Consider the following 15,707-nt stretch of genomic DNA (forward strand, 5'->3'; position numbering starts at 1 on the left):
AAAAGTCAGGCTGTACCCAATTCTTGTTAGTTAAAATTATTTTCTAAAGCTAATATTTGGATAGTTTTTAACTAAACGATTCAAATTGTGATGTTTCAATTTCATCGGACGATTTTTGATCAACTCGATTACTTTTTCTCTACTATTAGATGATTTACGATTGCTGAATAAGTGCTCTAATCGAAACTCTTTTATTGCGGCGTTGTTAGAATCTGATGTATCGACCACAGCTTCCACTTCGCTCTTGGTTGTAAGCGTGAATATCAATGTCGCTAAAACATCTGCGAAAAATAGAATAGCTAAAATAATTGGTCCAATACTATTGGTAATCTCAGCAAAATCATGGATTTTTTCTTGGATCACAGGATTGATTACCTTTAATAAAAATAAGCATCCGATCCCCCAAAATAATGATACGGGAACTGCCACTCGACCTTCAATATTCAATGGTACCTTTGAGTAATCCCATAACTTCATACTAAAGAATTTTTCTAGTATCCAACTAGTGAAAAACTCAATGATCGTCACAATCACTACAATATTAAAATATAAATTGAGCAACGTCCCTGCATGTTCCGGGACTAACAAAATGACGGCCGAAACGCCAAAACCATAAACCGGGCAATACGGACCTAATAAAAAACCTCTATAGACATAATGCCTCGCTTTAAAGGAACAATAAATGCTCTCCCATACCCATCCAATAAATGAATACACAATAAATGTCATAAAAATAGATTCCATCGTCTCTCCCTTTCAAATTTTATTTATAACCCTAAAATTACCATACCATTAAGCACAGTGTTTATAAAGCCATAACAAAACTGAATCTCGGGAGACCACTCGGTAAACCTAGTTTTAGCCAAACAAAAAAAGCTCCATCCCTTGCTAGACAAGGGATAGAGCTATTTGTAATTAAGCTTCTTTGAGCTACTGGGTAAAGAAATGAACAATTTTAGGCTATGTTTACTAAGGAAAATAAACCGCTATTCCAAAGTCTTTATAAGCCAATATACTAAACTGAATAAAACTAAGTGTAATCAAATTGACTTGGGGCAGCCGTTCACTTTGTGGGCGGTTTTTCTTATTAATATCCTTAATTTACAATCAAGAAATAGGAGAAATTACAAAAAGAGGAAAATCAGTTATTAGTTTCCCTCTTTTTAATCTTTTTGAGGTGGAACCTTTTTCATTCTTAACTTAGTCCTTTCCTCATTGCTAATTTTTAAACTAGATTTAGGTCTATTAGACTTGTCATCTTGGTTAAAAGATATCAAAAGTAAGTAATATATAGTCCGTATTGATGAAGCTATTGAAAAAATTAAAAAGAAAACCCATGTATACACACAGTAATCAACATATTTTAGTGTTGGAGAGAACTCTAGAACTGATTGCATGATAATAGAAATGATAAGCAAAATAAAATTTGTTATTAAAGTCTCTAAACTATATTTAAAAATTATTTTGTCTCCTCTATTTCTTTGTAATTTAATCATAATATCTTTATCTGCCAAAGTTACAACGACTCCAAATAGTGCAACTAGCACACCAATTATTATTGATGTGAATGTTATTACAGACTCTAATATTTTATCTAAACCCGGAAGATCGTGTTTAACTATACCTAAGTTTAAATTAACTATACAAATAGTCACAGAAAAAAGTAGTGGAAAACGCCAAATAATTTTATCAACTATTTTCATCATTGTCACACCACCTCAATTAAGTTATCTTCTCAGATAAAAATTTATATCTCGTTTTCTATTTTCTCTACCATTGCCTTGACAATACTTTTGTCCTAAAGCATCCATCATTGCATCAAAACGTATGGGATTATTACGTTCAGTATTAAAACTAATTTCATCCTTAGGGCTATCTAAAAATAGATCAACCATCCGTTGCTTAGTTTCGTTCTCCTCAATAATATTCACTTTTGCGCGATCAAAAACAATCGGATTATTTTGAATATCATCTACGATAGCATTTACCTCATCTTCATCAACTTCCAACGACCGATCCATACCTACAGAATAAGTGAATTCTAAGTAAGGGGAAGGTGTTTCTTGCATCGCTCTGACCATCTGACCTACAGTACTTCTCAAATTATCTAATAATCCCCTAGCCCTTAGCGTAGGCATGTCTGCTACTCTAACAATAATTTTCCGACACCTTCTTGAACGTCTAACTTTTTGAAAACTATCAGTCGCTACTATCTTTCTCAGATGCACTACAGTTTCATTTGGGGTTGTATTATTAAAGTATTGCTCCAATCCAACTGGTGATACACTATGGCTATTTTTTTGTACCATTATAACATTGTTTTCAGGATCAAATAAGCAACTAACATCTTCACTAACAAACTGGTTATCTTCTAAATCCATAAATTCGCTTGGAATATCGGGCCCTGATAAAGATGGAACATCATTAGGACGTTGACGCATAAAACGTAAAAACCAACATTCATAATTGGGATGATAATATGCTTGTTCTAGTCTCACAGAATCTTCTTTGTACGGTCTCGTTCTTTCCGCCAGTGAAACACCTTCCATAATATTAATCCATGCTTCTAAGTCAAAAAATGCTTCTCTTGCGTTAGGTACTTCTTCAGTCAATTGATAATACTCACACTTAAATTTTTTTATTGCCATAATAATCCTTCTTCCATTACATTAGCTAACCTAATTAAAACAAAAGAAAGCCAAGAAAACAAGGTTCTCTCAGCTTTCAATTAGCTAATATAATCAAAGGATTATGACAGTATTATACCACACAAAAAGAACATACGTTCATGTAATGTATCCTATATTTGATAATTTTTTTAATCCTCAATTAAGCTTCCATTTCCATCATCAATCTGCCAACTTCATTTTCGATCAAATCTAAAATGTTTTGCGTTTCATAACTAACCCGATGAATATCATCAAGAAATTGTCCTAAAGTGTAATTATCTGGAATTTTTTTATCAAATTTAACTGGATCTGTAATTTTAAGTAGCCCAAGTATTTGATCAATATACAAATCAATTATCCTAAATTTTAAAGAAGAAACATACACCCATTGCTTCTTTATACGAGGAAAATAAGCCATATTTATAGTAATATTTCTCATAACATTTCTATTAAAAAAATCATCTTCAATCTGTGTGCGATAGTCCTTAAACCTACTTTTTTGCTCATCAGTAATATCATTAATTTTTGTATTACGCAGTAGTGATTCTATTTCTAAACTTACTTGAGCATTATTTCTTGCATATTGGACGACTAACTCATAAAGATCTGCAAGTTTTTCTAACTTGAAACGATAAAGATAATTTGAATTATTAAGCTTTTGACTATATTCATACTGAATACGTAATTTTTCAATTTCAGATGTGATTTGTTTATCTATTTTTGCTTGTTCGCTTACTATATTTCTTTTGGAAACCTTATTTGAAATGTATCCAGATAGTAGAACAGTTAGAATACTACCAATTAAACCAATGAAATCACTAGGATGCTTTAAAAAATAATTTACCACCAAACTCACCTCGATACCAGTATACCAAAAGGCCCATCAATCGATGGACTTGCCTAAATTCAATCTTATCTCTTTAACCCTACCATCAAGCGTAGCAGCATCCAAAACATATTCTATCTTATGGTATACGATTCCATTTTCATAATCATCTATTGTACCAGCTATACCTTCGAATACACCTAATACCTCAGAAAATTCCACTTTCACACTATAAAGTCTGCTTCTTCGTATTGATCAACAAACAGTTCTGCAACTTCTCTATCCGGTGTCCACGACATTCCATTAATTTGCTAATAACTTCTAAACATTTTACAATCAAATCTCTATCTATCCAAACAAAAAAAGCTCTATCCCTTGCAAGACAAGGGATAGAGCTATTTGTAATTAAGCTTCTTGAGCTACTGGGTATACAGACACTTGTTTTTTGTCGCGACCTTTACGTTCGAAACGTACCACGCCGTCAACTTTAGCAAACAATGTGTCATCGCCACCGATACCTACGTTAACACCAGGGAAAATTTTAGTACCACGTTGGCGATAAAGAATTGATCCACCAGTAACAGTTTGACCGTCAGCACGTTTAGCACCTAAACGTTTTGATTCTGAGTCACGTCCGTTAGAAGTTGAACCGCCACCTTTTTTGTGGGCGAATAATTGTAAGTTCATATTCATTAACATGAGCTGCACCTCCTATGATTTAGATTCTGTTTGGATCTCAATGAAATCCAGATAGTCTTTTTCGATTGACTGCAAACCTAATAATAAATGCTCTAACAATATTTGCGAGATATTCATCTGCTCTTGGGACATCGTATCGTCTAATTCTAAAGCAACATGAAGGTAGCCACCTTCATCTTCTTTTGTTTCAACAGTAGGAATAATCCCTGCTAGTGCATCCAAGCTATTTACTGTACTGATAGCCAAAGCGGAAACGGCGGCACAAACGATATCGCTACCGTAAGGTCCTGCTTCTGCGTGACCAGTCAGTGTAAATTCGCTGATTTGACCTGCGTCATTTCGATTGAATGTACCTTTGATCAACTTAGGCACCTTCTTTTTTTATTATGCTTTGATTGAGTCAATGACAACTTTAGTGTAAGGTTGACGATGACCTTGTTTACGGTGTGAATGTTTTTTAGGTTTGTATTTGAAAGTAACGACTTTCTTTTGTTTGCCGTGTTTTTCAACAGTTCCTTCAACAGTTGCACCTTCAACGATAGGAGCTCCTACTTTTGTAGATTCGCCGCCTACTAAAACAACTTGGTCGAAGACAACTTTTTCTCCAGCCTCAACGTCTAATTTTTCAATGTAGACTGCTTGACCTTCTTCAACTTTGATTTGTTTACCGCCAGTTTTGATGATTGCGTACATGCTTGTGGCACCTCCTTATAATAGATACTTAGACTCGCCATCCCAAGTGACCGAAGTTCTTAATAACTTGTTCTGCGCGGTTGTAGCTGTGAGTTCCACAATTACAACATTAACAGTCTACTAAAAATATTTCCTTAAGTCAATGATTATTTATTGACTCAGGGCGTTGTTTTTTCTACTATTAGAAAGATGAAAACTATTCAACACATTATTTCTTCATCTATATCTTGAAAAAAACGAATAATGATTTTTTAAATGCTACTGTTTTAGCAAAGTGAGGCTTTAAACATGGATTATCCAGAAACTCTGATTGAATTAGTGGCGCAGCGCTCGAAAGGTTTTCAATTAGAAGGCTTTATCGCAGGTCAAGGACCGCTCCAGCCCAAATTGATGCTCATCGGTGAAGCCCCTGGCCGCAACGAAGTCATTAATCATATTCCCTTTTCTGGTGCAGCTGGTAAAGAATTACTGAAAGTCATGGCTGAGATCGGTTTAACTCGGGAGAACACTTATATCACAAGTGCGGTTCGTAGTCGTCCCTATAAAATCGTCGAACGAATCAATAAACGGACAAAAGCAGTTGAGACGGTTTATCCCAATCGAACACCGACTAAAAAGGAAATTTTAGCTCACGCGCCAATTTTGGATTATGAATTGGCCACCGTCCAACCACCACTCATTGCTACTTTAGGTAACATCGGTCTACAACGTCTGTTAGGTCCGAAACAGCAAATCAGTGACTGCCACGGTGATCTTTATCAGGGACCAATTTTTGAGCTTACTCCAAAAAAAGAGGCCTACCAACTGACGAACAAAATATATACCGTCTTCCCCCTTTTTCATCCAGCAGCGATTTTTTACAACCGCTCCTTGAGCGAAAAAATTCAAGAAGATTGGACAAATTTAGGAAAATTACTAGAGAAAGAGGTTGAATAATGCGCAACGAAATGATGTACCGTCCCATTATCAATGAAGATATCTTAAATTACTTACGAACAGAACAAAAACAATTAACTGGAAAACTAGGAGATTTGGAAGCTGTAGCCCATGAAAATGGTGTCCCCGTCATCCCTCACGAAACAGTGGTCTTCTTACAATTTTTATTGAAGCAAAAACAACCCAAAAACGTATTAGAAATTGGGACTGCCATCGGCTTTTCTGCTAGCTTAATGGCTGAGACTATTGGCAAAGATACTCATATCACAACCATCGATCGCTTCCCTGTCATGATCGAAAAGGCTAAAAAGAATTTCGCAGCACTGGATTTAACCGACCAAGTAACCTTGCTCGAGGGCGATGCTGCTGATTTATTGAGTACTTTAGAAGGACCTTACGATTTTATCTTTATGGATAGTGCCAAATCAAAATACATTACCTTTTTACCAGAATGCTTACGGGTCTTAGCCGATGACGGTATTTTGATGGTCGATGATATTTTCCAAGCTGGAACTGTTTTACAGTCGATCGAAGAGATCCCTCGTAAAAATCGGGCGATTCATCGTCATCTAAATGAGTTTTTAGCAGAAGTAACAAAATCACCCGAATTGACTTCTACCCTTTTACCATTAGGCGATGGCGTGGCTTTGATTTCAAAAAACAAATAATAGATGGCAGAAATTTGAAACTTTTTTGAATTTCTGCCTTTTTGCTTGTACCGTGAATATTTTAGCGTAAACTTAAGGTTGAAATGGAGGGGGTGCAACTGTGAATAGAAAAAAAATAGGCATAAGTATCACCATACTGTTTATCTGTTTAGTTGGTATTATTTTGTTTCAAAAGCTTGATCCCGTGCACGCATCAAGAACGAATTCACCCTTAGCTATTCCCGCTCCTGTCATCATGGTGCCGGGAACCAATGGTGATGTTGATCGATTTGATAACTTGGTTGATTCCTTAAAACAGAAACAAAAAAATGTGGATGTTCTAAAGATCACGGTCAATACCGATGATTCGATCACTGCTACTGGAAAATTTAACAAAAAGACCCAACGACCCATTATCGTGGTTGCTTTTGAAGATGGTTCAGACCCTTCTTTACCCAAGCAATCTCGCTGGTTCCAATTAGCCTTAGCTTATGCTGAAAAACAATATACGTTCAATACCTATGATTATCTTGGTTATTCTAATGGTGGTTTAGTCATTACTGGCTATCTCGAAAATGAGCAACAAAGCAACGATCCATCATTGAACCATCTAGTCACCCTAGGAACGCCTTACAACGATACTTCTTGGGAATACAATGCCGATAGCACTACCTTCACTAAACCCAAAGTAGAAAGTGAGCTATTACACTACTACTTAAAAAATACCCAAAATATTCCTAAAAATATTACGATGTATAATATCGCTGGAAATGTCGATAAACAAAATACCGATACCACGGTTCCGTTAACCAGTGTTCTTGCTGGTCGGATGATTTATGGGAATAGTGAAAAATATAAAGAGATTATCGTTGACGAAGCTGCTGAGCATAGTTCATTGATTGAAAACCCTAAAACCTTGGATTTACTTCAAAATTATCTTTTTGAATCGGTTAAATAACGAATTAGCATTGACAAGCAAGAGTAGGTTTTCTATAATAGCAATTGTTGCAAAACTATTTCATTTTCTAAAGAAGAAGGTAATATTCTTCTAATGCGCAATGATAGACTACTTTTGTCTCGTTCCAGTAGCTCAGCTGGATAGAGCACTCGCCTTCTAAGCGAGCGGTCGTGGGTTCGAATCCCTCCTGGAACATCATGATAAAAAAAGTTAGCGAACAAGTCTGTTCGCTAACTTTTTTTGCTTTCAATTATTCTTCAATGGTTCAAATAATTTTATAATGATGTCACAAAAGTAATTAATCCCAAGAAAATCCCTGGAACATTTGCGATGATAATTGCCCAATCTTTTTCTTTTTTCATCGTCCCGTATAGAGTCCAGACGATACAGTTGACCATTGCGACAAACGGTTGAACTGGATTTCCTTTCATGCCATCTAAGTTGTTCATGATTTGTGGAATATACGATACATACATTAAAACAGATAGCGCAGAAGCTATTCTTCCTAAACGATTCACTAATTTACTATTATCCATATTCTTTTCTCCTACTTTTTTTCCTATTACCTATTAAAAGAAGCCAGAATCATAGCATGATCACATTTAGCAGGATTCATGTTCCTCCTAGAACCACACCATAATATCTGGCTGCATTTTTATTGATTAGATTTTTTTGAAGTGTTCTTTGATTGCTTCAATTTTACTATCAGCTTTTTCTTTCACTTCTTCTTTCTTTTGCTCTTTTATTTTTTTCTTCGCTTCTTTTTCAAGTTCTTCTTGAACTTGTTCAGCAGCTACAATTTTTTGTTGGATAGATGCCAATGATTCGCGATTGATTTTTTCTGCACCATTATCAAATAAATAACTATCTAAGAATTTCGGATCGTCTTCTTGGATTAAAATTAATAACACAGTATCATTTAATTTGACTTCTTCTGCAATATTATTGAACGTATCTGTTTTGTCAGTGACTTCATCCAAGTCTCCTAGATCACCTAGCATCATACCTAGGCTGCCACCAAACAATATTCCCAATGGGCCACCAATGATTCCTAATAGACCACCGATCAATCCTCCAGTTGCCCAGTTTGTTCCGGTGCTTTCTTTACTAAAACCGTCTTTAGTTGTAAGTACGCCCTCTTTATTTTCAATAATACCCGCAGAAAGAACTTTTAAAGAAGAATTGCTTGTTTTAAGATCTGCTAAAACCTCATATGCTTTTGATGTTTCCTTAAAATTAACAGTTACTACATTTTCCATAAACAAAAATCCCCTTTCAAATTAAATTGCTACTACGTAATACACTAATAATGATAACATCAATCATAAAATAGGCATTAAAAGTTAAAGACCTTTTTGAGTATCAAAAAAACTACTCAGAGGATTCTCTGAGCAGTTTGGTTGTTACGATTCTTTTTGTGTTTTTGGTACGATCAATAGTGCACACATCGCAATCCCTAAAACAATAAATAAAATAGCACCGATCAAGTTGCCACCTGTTAACATTGCAAAAGCAACGGTCCCGAACAAGCCGATTACTGTAATAATGATACCTGATTTTTGGATCGTTGATAGATTGGCAAATGAATTTCTGAAGCCAACAGTTAATAATAATGAGCCAATAAATGAAGCGATCCCAAAAATAATGTGCCCCATTAAAATAAGATTTTCCATTTTCTCACCTCCTAATTCAACTATACTAGAAAGCGCATTAGAAAACTAAAATTGTGCTTAATGGTTTTCGTGATTCACGATCCAGGCTTCAATAAGACTTTCCCGATGCTCTTACCAGTCTCTAAATATTCATGTGCCGCTTTACCATCAGCCAAAGAAAAAATGGTTGGTTCACTTATTTTGATTTTTCCTCGTTCAAAATAGCTGAATAAACGCTCGCTACGATTCTTGCGCTCTTGATAACTAGTCAAATAGTCCCATAAGTCGCCGGTCAATAAACTTTTTGATTCGGACATAAGTGCCACTGGATCTATTTTGATTGGATTCCCACCAGCCATTCCGAAAAAGACGACTTTCCCACGATGTTTCAATAAATCCAAACTTTGTTGCAACGTACTTCCTACACCGTCGTAAACCGTCGCAAATTGTCCCTCAATCGACTCGACCCAGTCTGTCTCACGACTAGGAAAAACAGTACGCACGCCATGGTCCAGAGCCAAAGCTTTTTTTTCTTCTGATGAAGCAGAACCATAGACTTCCAGTCCATCCGCAATCAATATTTGAGAAAGAAGCTGTCCGACACCTCCACTGATCCCAGTGATAAAGACTTTTTCATTCGGTGTATTTTTTCCCAGATCATGAGCTAAAAAATCCGCAGTCAGACCCTGCAAGCCAACACTGGCCGCTAATTTACTATCGATATTTTCTGGTAGACGAATCGCACGTTCACTAGGAACAGCCACATATTCTGCATTGGCAAATGGGACATCTACAAATAAAACTGTCTCACCAACTTTTTGAGCCGTTACATTTTCTCCCACTGCCACAACAATTCCTGAAGCTTCATAGCCGTTGATATAAGGACTGTGTTTTTCAATATGATATTCTCCCCGACGGCGATAAATGTCTGCAAAATTCAATCCGATATAATCAGTTTTGACAAGAATCTCATCTGATTTAATTTTAGGACGTTGGACCGTCCCATAATGTAAAACGTCACGATCACCGAATTTTTCAAAATACAAAGCTTTCATTTTATCTACTCCTTTGATTGACTAGATCCATCTTTCCTAAAATATACTATGAGAAAAATTTTCCGGCAAAGAATCCGATTTGCTCTGAGCCGACTTCTCTGGTAGCTTAGATGAAAAGGAGTGTTTGCCATGAGATTACTCACATTATCAGAACCACTTTCTGTCTATCAAGTCCACGATCTTAGTCACATCGATCTAAAACAAAAACCTTTGTTCATCAGTCAGACAGAAGATGAATTATCGATCGTGTCTGCCAGCAAAACTGTTCCAAAAGATACACTCAAGCGTGAAGATGAGTGGCGCGCATTAAAAATCGAAGGGGTTTTAGATTTTAGCCTAGTTGGTATCTTAGCGACGATTTCCTCACTACTAGCTGCAAAAAATATCAGCATCTTTGCGATTTCAACGTACAATACTGATTATATTTTAGTCAAAGCTGATACGCTTGTTGAGGCAATCAACATATTAGAGGCCAATGATTATACTGTAGAAAAATAAGAAAAAGACCTCCGCTATAAACGGAGGTCTTTTTCCTTAAATGATTCTAAGTATCGCTTATGGCGCTCTGGATTAAACATTAAAGTAATCAGCGTTAAAAGAAAAGCCAAGATAAATAAAAGAATTTTTATGACATCTAACATTTTGGGATTTACTAAAAATCCTATATAAGGCAGATAAAATGCTGGACAGCCAATCAGATTTCGTTCGTGGACCATCCCCATCTCAGCCTTCTCCTCATTATCGCCTTTGACAAAGTAACCAGAAATCTTATTGTCCAGTGCTAAGACACGTCGTGTTTTGATTCCCGTTCCTTGATTTTCATAATAAGTGATCGTATCACCGACATTGATTGGTTGGTCTGCTTCTTTTACAAAAATCAGTCCATTTTTTTTATATTCTGGTGCCATCGTATCGTCTTCCACGATATGCGGTGTTACTTTCAATACACTTGGAATTACAATCGTTACAAATGATAAGAAGAATATTAGAAAAATTAAAAACGAACAAAATATAGTTATTTTTTTACGTTTCATCCGCTTTTTCCTCCCTCAAAAAGTAAAGAATTCCCTTTCTTTAAGAATATCACAATATCCAAAAAATTACATTTAAATATTATTATTTGAAATTAAATTCAAATATATTTTGATTAGATGAGACAATATGATAATATTATTATAATAAAATTAAATCATAAAGTTTATTTCTTAAAAAAGGAGTAGTTTCATGTCTTCTTATCAGAATATTCTAAATTCAATAATTGTCAAAAAAAATAGAAAATATTTTATATCTATTGTTATTTTTGTTTTAATTATTTCCTTTTTATTATTAATCCAAACTAAGCAAAAAAAAACAACTGTCCAAGAACTTAAAAATGGTTGGTCCTTTATTTTAAAAGACCACTCTGACCAATACATCTATGGGGATACTCATCAGCGGATTGAAAAAATCCATGCCAATGATCTACTGATCATGCAAAAACCATTAATAATGTCGCTTGATACACCAAAAATAGCCTTAAAAGTCAATCACCAATGGGTAACGGTCTTATTAGGCGACAAACAAATTTACCGCTATAAAGCTTCCAATGATCAAGACAAACCTGGACTTCTTCATACGACCATTGCTCTACCAAAAGATTTTCAAGGGCAAAAATTACGGATCATTATGGAAAGTCCTTACAATTACCATGCAGGTGTGCCGGCTCAAGTTTTGATTGGAAATTCAGAAGATCTCGACCGTTATCTGATTTTTCATGCGCTACCCCAATTAATTTTGCTTGTTCTAGTTCTTGTATTGCTCGTAGCAATCGGGCTTTTATTCCTATTGAAAAAAAACAAGCCCCGTTCCTTTACTTACTCGACTGTTTTTTTGCTTGGTTTCGTCTTCTGTATTGGAATTCAAGCGCTCGTTTCAAACAATCAGATCAGTCTACTTTTCCATCCTACAGTAGTTGCTTTGTTTAGTGATTTGACGCTTTTACTGATACCGATCTGTCTGACGAATTACTACTTGTCTCGATCCAAACGTTATCGTAGTTTATACCGACCAGTGGTCTTTTTCCAAACAGCTCTTACATTATGCTTTTTACTGCTGACTTTGATTGGACAAATCAATTTGCCAATCTCAGTTCATATATTCAGTGGCTTCAATGTATTTATTACACTCTATACAGCAATTATTTCGATGCTGGAATCTAATGATGAGAATCATTTTTTCGTGATCTGCTCCCCAGGGATCATCCTAGCTGCTTTTATCCACGGTTTTTACTATATTCAACTGTTTACTGGTACAGTTAATTTAACGACCGATTGGCCCTTAATCATCTTCAGTTGTTTGATGGTTTTGATTAGCGGCTACTTCTTTACTGAAAATTATTTTTCACTAAAACAACAGCAAGCACAACGCTTAGAAGAACAGCAACGACAATTAGTAGAACATGAAAAGCAAGTCAACTTACTGGCAACATTTAAATTACTAGCAGTCCAACGCTATAAAACTGAAAATTACTCACTGAATGAGCTCTTTCAAGTGATCGAAGAGTATTATCAGAAAGAATTTGCGAAACATGCTAAGTTTTTTACCTGTCAATTAGCTATTCCATCAGAAATAGCGTTCTTAAAAGAATATCCATTATTGGTAGTGATTCAGTTGTTGGAAAAATTCTTGAACAGTTCGGATTATAGTGCGGTCGAATTAACGATTGAACAACAAGCGAGTCAACTCATTATCGAAAGCAACACTAGTAATTTTGTACGTCACTCACTGGAACTGATTACTGAAGCTGAAACAGATCCGACTCATCAGAAACTCAAAGAAACGGTCTGGCGTTCAGCTGGTCATTGGACATGGGAAAACAAGGGCAAGGAACAATACTTTAAAATTATTCTCGCTATCTAAAAAAGCTGAAACAAAAGTAAATATTTACTTTTGTTTCAGCTTTTTTTAATAGATCAAGTCTAAAAACTCTTCTTTTGTGATATTACCAAAGTAGTGAGCCAAATCGATTTTGTCGATTGCTTCGGTTAAGGCTTGCTTTTCATAACGTGTACCCACTAATTGTTCTTCAACATCTTGGATCTCACCTAATCCAAAGAAATCGCCAAAGACTTTAGCTTTTTCAATCAACCCATTAGCGACATCTAAACGTACTTCGACCGAACCAATTGGGAAACGTTTTTGCCGTTCCAAATTGAATTCTGGTGAGCGACCATAGTTCCAATCCCAATTACGATAGTATTCGTCCGAGATTTGATTGATGACTTGCCAATCTTCTTCATTCAATTCATGGGTATTGATTTGAGCTTCACTTTCAACACCAAAAATTTGAAGTAAGATCGCTTGGCGGAAATCTTCTGTCGACATCGCTTGTTTTTCAGCCGGTAAATAATCTTTGATATTCGTTACACGCGAGCGAATCGATTTGATTCCTTTGGATTCGATCTTATCTTTTTTTACTTTTAAGGCTTTTACGACTTCCTCGATATCGCTATCAAACATCAATGTCCCATGAGCAAACATCCGTCCATTGGTTGAATACATCGCATTGCCTGAGAATTTTTTGTCATCGATCACGAGGTCGTTACGGCCCTTTAGTTGTGCCCCTTCAATCCCTAATTTATGTAAGGCTTCCACGATCGGTTCTGTTAATTTTTTGAAATCTCTAAATGAATTACCATCATCTGGCATGATAAAACTAAAATTCAAATTACCCGGATCATGATAGACTGCCCCGCCACCACTCAAACGACGGACCACATGGATTCCCTTTTCATCTACGTACTCTTTATTGATTTCTTCGATCGTGTTTTGATTTCTTCCGATAATGATCGAAGGCTCATTGATATAAAAAAGTAAAATGGGTTCATCTAAAGGCATGTTTTGTAATAAATACGTTTCAATTGCGAGATTCACACGTGGATCACGTTCATTGTCATTTGGTACGTATAACATTTTTCCAACTCCCTGCTTTTATTGAGAAATACCTTTTCTTTTTATCCGGTCAAAAGCCTTTCTCTTCGATCATCTATCCCGAAAAATGGGCGTATTTCATTCCCTGCTAAATCTCAAAGACTTTATGTGGTGCTGCTAATTCAACGGGGATGCCTTCACTTTTAGCTACTGCTTGTTGACGCAGCTTTTCTAAATCACCATGTTGTGGCAAGTGTGTTAAAACCAATTTTTTAACTGCCGCCTCTTTGGCAAAAGTTCCTGCTTCACCTGCGGTAAAGTGTGCTTTATGATGTTCATTCCCATCAAACAGATACGTATCAGCTAAAAATAAATCCGCTGCTTTCGCAAATTGATTGAATGATTCTAAGTAACCGGAATCGCCAGTAAAAACAAATACTGCTCCGGTCTTTTCTTCTACAAAACGCATCGCATAGCATGGTACCGGATGAATCGTCTTCATAAACGTAACAAGAAACGGGCCAATTTTCAATTCTTCTGCTTCAAAATAGGCACGGCCTTCAGTGACTCCTTCCATCGTTAAATCATTGAAATGAAAGTCATCCTCCGTATGGCCATAAATCGGTAGAATCGGTTTTGGCGTTTGCGTTGGATAAAGCTGCCAATAATATTGTAAAACACCTAAATCAGCAATGTGATCGTGATGATAATGGGTTAAGATCACGGCATCTAAATCCAGTGGATCCAATTCTTTTTCTAACTCGACTAACGTTGAACTGCCGGCATCAAGTAATAGATTGAACCCATCTGATTGCAACAAATAACTAGTGGTTCCATGACCCTCGTACGGATAGGCCCCTAGACAACCAAGAACTGTTAATTTCATACCAATTCCTCCTGAGTTAGTTTTTCTTTGACCGCTTGATCATAAAAAGCAGCACTCGCTGTATTGACATACACCGCTACAAACAATAATCCGACCAATAAAGCAACGAAACCTAAAATGTACCAACCGATAAATGAAAGTTGCAATAAGATGTATTTACCCCAACGATCACTTAGTAAAAACCACGCACGTTTGATGCACTCTCCAACACTTAATTCCGGATAATCGAATTTTACCCAGAGTGCAAATTTGAAGAGAATACTGATGATCGTTGAAACGATCAAAAAGATCACAGTTAAAATAAGATACAGTGTCAACATGCCGATATCAAATAATGTTGCAGCGTTACCCGCACTCGTCACACCACCACTGACAATCAACGAAAAATAAACGCTACTGCCTGCACGTAACAACATTGGAATAAAGAAAATTGCTGCCAAGACATATTGAACAATCTGAGCCGCAATATTGATCAGTAACAACGGTACATAATAGCCTTTTTGAAAAACAATAAAAATTTGACCTAGTTCTGCACGTCCGCCACGGATGACATACAGACTGATGTAATAAATAGCATAACTAAAGGCAAATAAGACAAAAATACTTAATAAAAAAGAGATTCCCAACTGGATTGATTCTCTATTCGAGATTGAAGAAACCCCACCGATTGCTCCAGTTAAAATCCCAATAATCAAAATCAACCCAACATTGATCCCCCATTGTCCATTTAACCGATCTTTGGCTGTTTGACGATATTCACTAAGACGCATAGATCCA

The 15,707-nt window shown here is 36.1% G+C and carries 20 protein-coding genes, 1 tRNA gene and 1 other annotated feature; of the genes, 6 read left to right on the top strand and 15 right to left on the bottom strand.

Annotated features, from left to right (window positions below; all coding sequences use genetic code 11):
- Positions 1-36: 36 nt before the first annotated feature.
- From RV04_RS00930 to rplU, 7 genes are all read right to left on the bottom strand, one after another.
- Positions 37-744, bottom strand: a complete 708-nt coding sequence (locus tag RV04_RS00930) for a putative ABC transporter permease (RefSeq protein WP_071856600.1) — start codon at positions 742-744, stop codon at positions 37-39.
- A 419-nt stretch (positions 745-1,163) separates the two neighbouring features.
- Positions 1,164-1,706, bottom strand: a complete 543-nt coding sequence (locus RV04_RS00935; RefSeq protein WP_071856601.1) for a hypothetical protein — start codon at positions 1,704-1,706, stop codon at positions 1,164-1,166.
- Positions 1,707-1,727: 21 nt separating this feature from the next.
- Positions 1,728-2,648, bottom strand: a complete 921-nt coding sequence (locus RV04_RS00940) for a DUF6731 family protein (RefSeq protein WP_071856602.1) — start codon at positions 2,646-2,648, stop codon at positions 1,728-1,730.
- Positions 2,649-2,829: 181 nt separating this feature from the next.
- The gene (locus RV04_RS13430) at positions 2,830-3,516 is read right to left on the bottom strand and encodes a hypothetical protein (RefSeq protein WP_245791023.1); all 687 of its coding nucleotides are present in this window, start codon (positions 3,514-3,516) and stop codon (positions 2,830-2,832) included.
- 384 nt (positions 3,517-3,900) lie between these two features.
- Positions 3,901-4,194: a 50S ribosomal protein L27 gene (gene rpmA, locus RV04_RS00950; RefSeq protein ID WP_010779981.1), complete on the bottom strand. Its 294-nt coding sequence runs from the start codon at positions 4,192-4,194 to the stop codon at positions 3,901-3,903.
- A 12-nt stretch (positions 4,195-4,206) separates the two neighbouring features.
- Positions 4,207-4,557 (bottom strand): ribosomal-processing cysteine protease Prp, encoded by a 351-nt coding sequence (locus RV04_RS00955; protein WP_071856603.1) that lies wholly within the window; start codon positions 4,555-4,557, stop codon positions 4,207-4,209.
- Positions 4,558-4,578: 21 nt separating this feature from the next.
- Positions 4,579-4,887, bottom strand: a complete 309-nt coding sequence (rplU, locus tag RV04_RS00960; protein WP_010740661.1) for a 50S ribosomal protein L21 — start codon at positions 4,885-4,887, stop codon at positions 4,579-4,581.
- 20 nt (positions 4,888-4,907) lie between these two features.
- Positions 4,908-4,979 (bottom strand) — a sequence feature (ribosomal protein L21 leader region).
- 196 nt (positions 4,980-5,175) lie between these two features.
- Here rplU and RV04_RS00965 point away from each other — a divergent pair.
- The 4 genes from RV04_RS00965 to RV04_RS00980 all read left to right on the top strand — a co-directional run bounded on the left by RV04_RS00965 (position 5,176) and on the right by RV04_RS00980 (position 7,623).
- A complete protein-coding gene (locus RV04_RS00965; RefSeq protein ID WP_071856604.1) occupies positions 5,176-5,823 on the top strand; it encodes a uracil-DNA glycosylase in 648 nt (215 codons plus the stop codon).
- A complete protein-coding gene (locus RV04_RS00970; protein ID WP_071856605.1) occupies positions 5,823-6,491 on the top strand; it encodes an O-methyltransferase in 669 nt (222 codons plus the stop codon). The genes RV04_RS00965 and RV04_RS00970 overlap by 1 nt, the downstream gene beginning before the upstream one ends.
- 100 nt (positions 6,492-6,591) lie before the next feature.
- The gene (locus tag RV04_RS00975; protein WP_071856606.1) at positions 6,592-7,428 is read left to right on the top strand and encodes an alpha/beta hydrolase; all 837 of its coding nucleotides are present in this window, start codon (positions 6,592-6,594) and stop codon (positions 7,426-7,428) included.
- Positions 7,429-7,549: 121 nt separating this feature from the next.
- Positions 7,550-7,623, top strand: a tRNA-Arg gene (locus RV04_RS00980).
- An 80-nt stretch (positions 7,624-7,703) separates the two neighbouring features.
- Here RV04_RS00980 and RV04_RS00985 read toward each other — a convergent pair.
- From RV04_RS00985 to RV04_RS01000, 4 genes are all read right to left on the bottom strand, one after another.
- The gene (locus RV04_RS00985) at positions 7,704-7,964 is read right to left on the bottom strand and encodes a SemiSWEET family transporter (RefSeq protein ID WP_071856607.1); all 261 of its coding nucleotides are present in this window, start codon (positions 7,962-7,964) and stop codon (positions 7,704-7,706) included.
- A gap of 126 nt (positions 7,965-8,090) precedes the next feature.
- A complete protein-coding gene (locus RV04_RS13165; RefSeq protein WP_071856608.1) occupies positions 8,091-8,687 on the bottom strand; it encodes a hypothetical protein in 597 nt (198 codons plus the stop codon).
- Positions 8,688-8,831: 144 nt separating this feature from the next.
- A complete protein-coding gene (locus tag RV04_RS00995) occupies positions 8,832-9,101 on the bottom strand; it encodes a Na+-transporting malonate decarboxylase, carboxybiotin decarboxylase subunit, madB (protein WP_071856609.1) in 270 nt (89 codons plus the stop codon).
- 74 nt (positions 9,102-9,175) lie between these two features.
- Positions 9,176-10,135 carry a quinone oxidoreductase family protein gene (locus RV04_RS01000; RefSeq protein WP_071856610.1) on the bottom strand — a complete coding sequence of 320 codons (960 nt, stop codon included), beginning with the start codon at positions 10,133-10,135 and terminating at the stop codon, positions 9,176-9,178.
- Between the two features lie 129 nt (positions 10,136-10,264).
- Here RV04_RS01000 and RV04_RS01005 point away from each other — a divergent pair, with 129 nt between their 5' ends.
- Positions 10,265-10,633 (top strand): ACT domain-containing protein, encoded by a 369-nt coding sequence (locus tag RV04_RS01005; protein ID WP_071856611.1) that lies wholly within the window; start codon positions 10,265-10,267, stop codon positions 10,631-10,633.
- A gap of 14 nt (positions 10,634-10,647) precedes the next feature.
- Here RV04_RS01005 and RV04_RS01010 read toward each other — a convergent pair whose 3' ends face one another.
- Positions 10,648-11,169 (bottom strand): S24/S26 family peptidase, encoded by a 522-nt coding sequence (locus RV04_RS01010; protein ID WP_071856612.1) that lies wholly within the window; start codon positions 11,167-11,169, stop codon positions 10,648-10,650.
- A gap of 190 nt (positions 11,170-11,359) precedes the next feature.
- Between RV04_RS01010 and RV04_RS01015 the strand changes: the two genes are divergently transcribed.
- A complete protein-coding gene (locus tag RV04_RS01015) occupies positions 11,360-13,033 on the top strand; it encodes a hypothetical protein (RefSeq protein ID WP_084405482.1) in 1,674 nt (557 codons plus the stop codon).
- Positions 13,034-13,078: 45 nt separating this feature from the next.
- On the opposite strand, the gene lplA is transcribed toward RV04_RS01015, so the two are convergent.
- From lplA to RV04_RS01030, 3 genes are all read right to left on the bottom strand, one after another.
- Positions 13,079-14,086, bottom strand: a complete 1,008-nt coding sequence (gene lplA / locus RV04_RS01020) for a lipoate--protein ligase (protein WP_071856613.1) — start codon at positions 14,084-14,086, stop codon at positions 13,079-13,081.
- A gap of 106 nt (positions 14,087-14,192) precedes the next feature.
- Positions 14,193-14,930: an MBL fold metallo-hydrolase gene (locus RV04_RS01025; RefSeq protein WP_071856614.1), complete on the bottom strand. Its 738-nt coding sequence runs from the start codon at positions 14,928-14,930 to the stop codon at positions 14,193-14,195.
- Positions 14,927-15,700, bottom strand: a complete 774-nt coding sequence (locus RV04_RS01030; RefSeq protein WP_071856615.1) for a DUF975 family protein — start codon at positions 15,698-15,700, stop codon at positions 14,927-14,929. Before RV04_RS01030 ends, RV04_RS01025 begins: the two co-directional genes overlap by 4 nt.
- Positions 15,701-15,707 lie beyond the last annotated feature (7 nt).

The sequence above is a fragment of the Enterococcus hermanniensis genome (assembly GCF_001885945.1).
Classification (GTDB): domain Bacteria; phylum Bacillota; class Bacilli; order Lactobacillales; family Enterococcaceae; genus Enterococcus_A; species Enterococcus_A hermanniensis.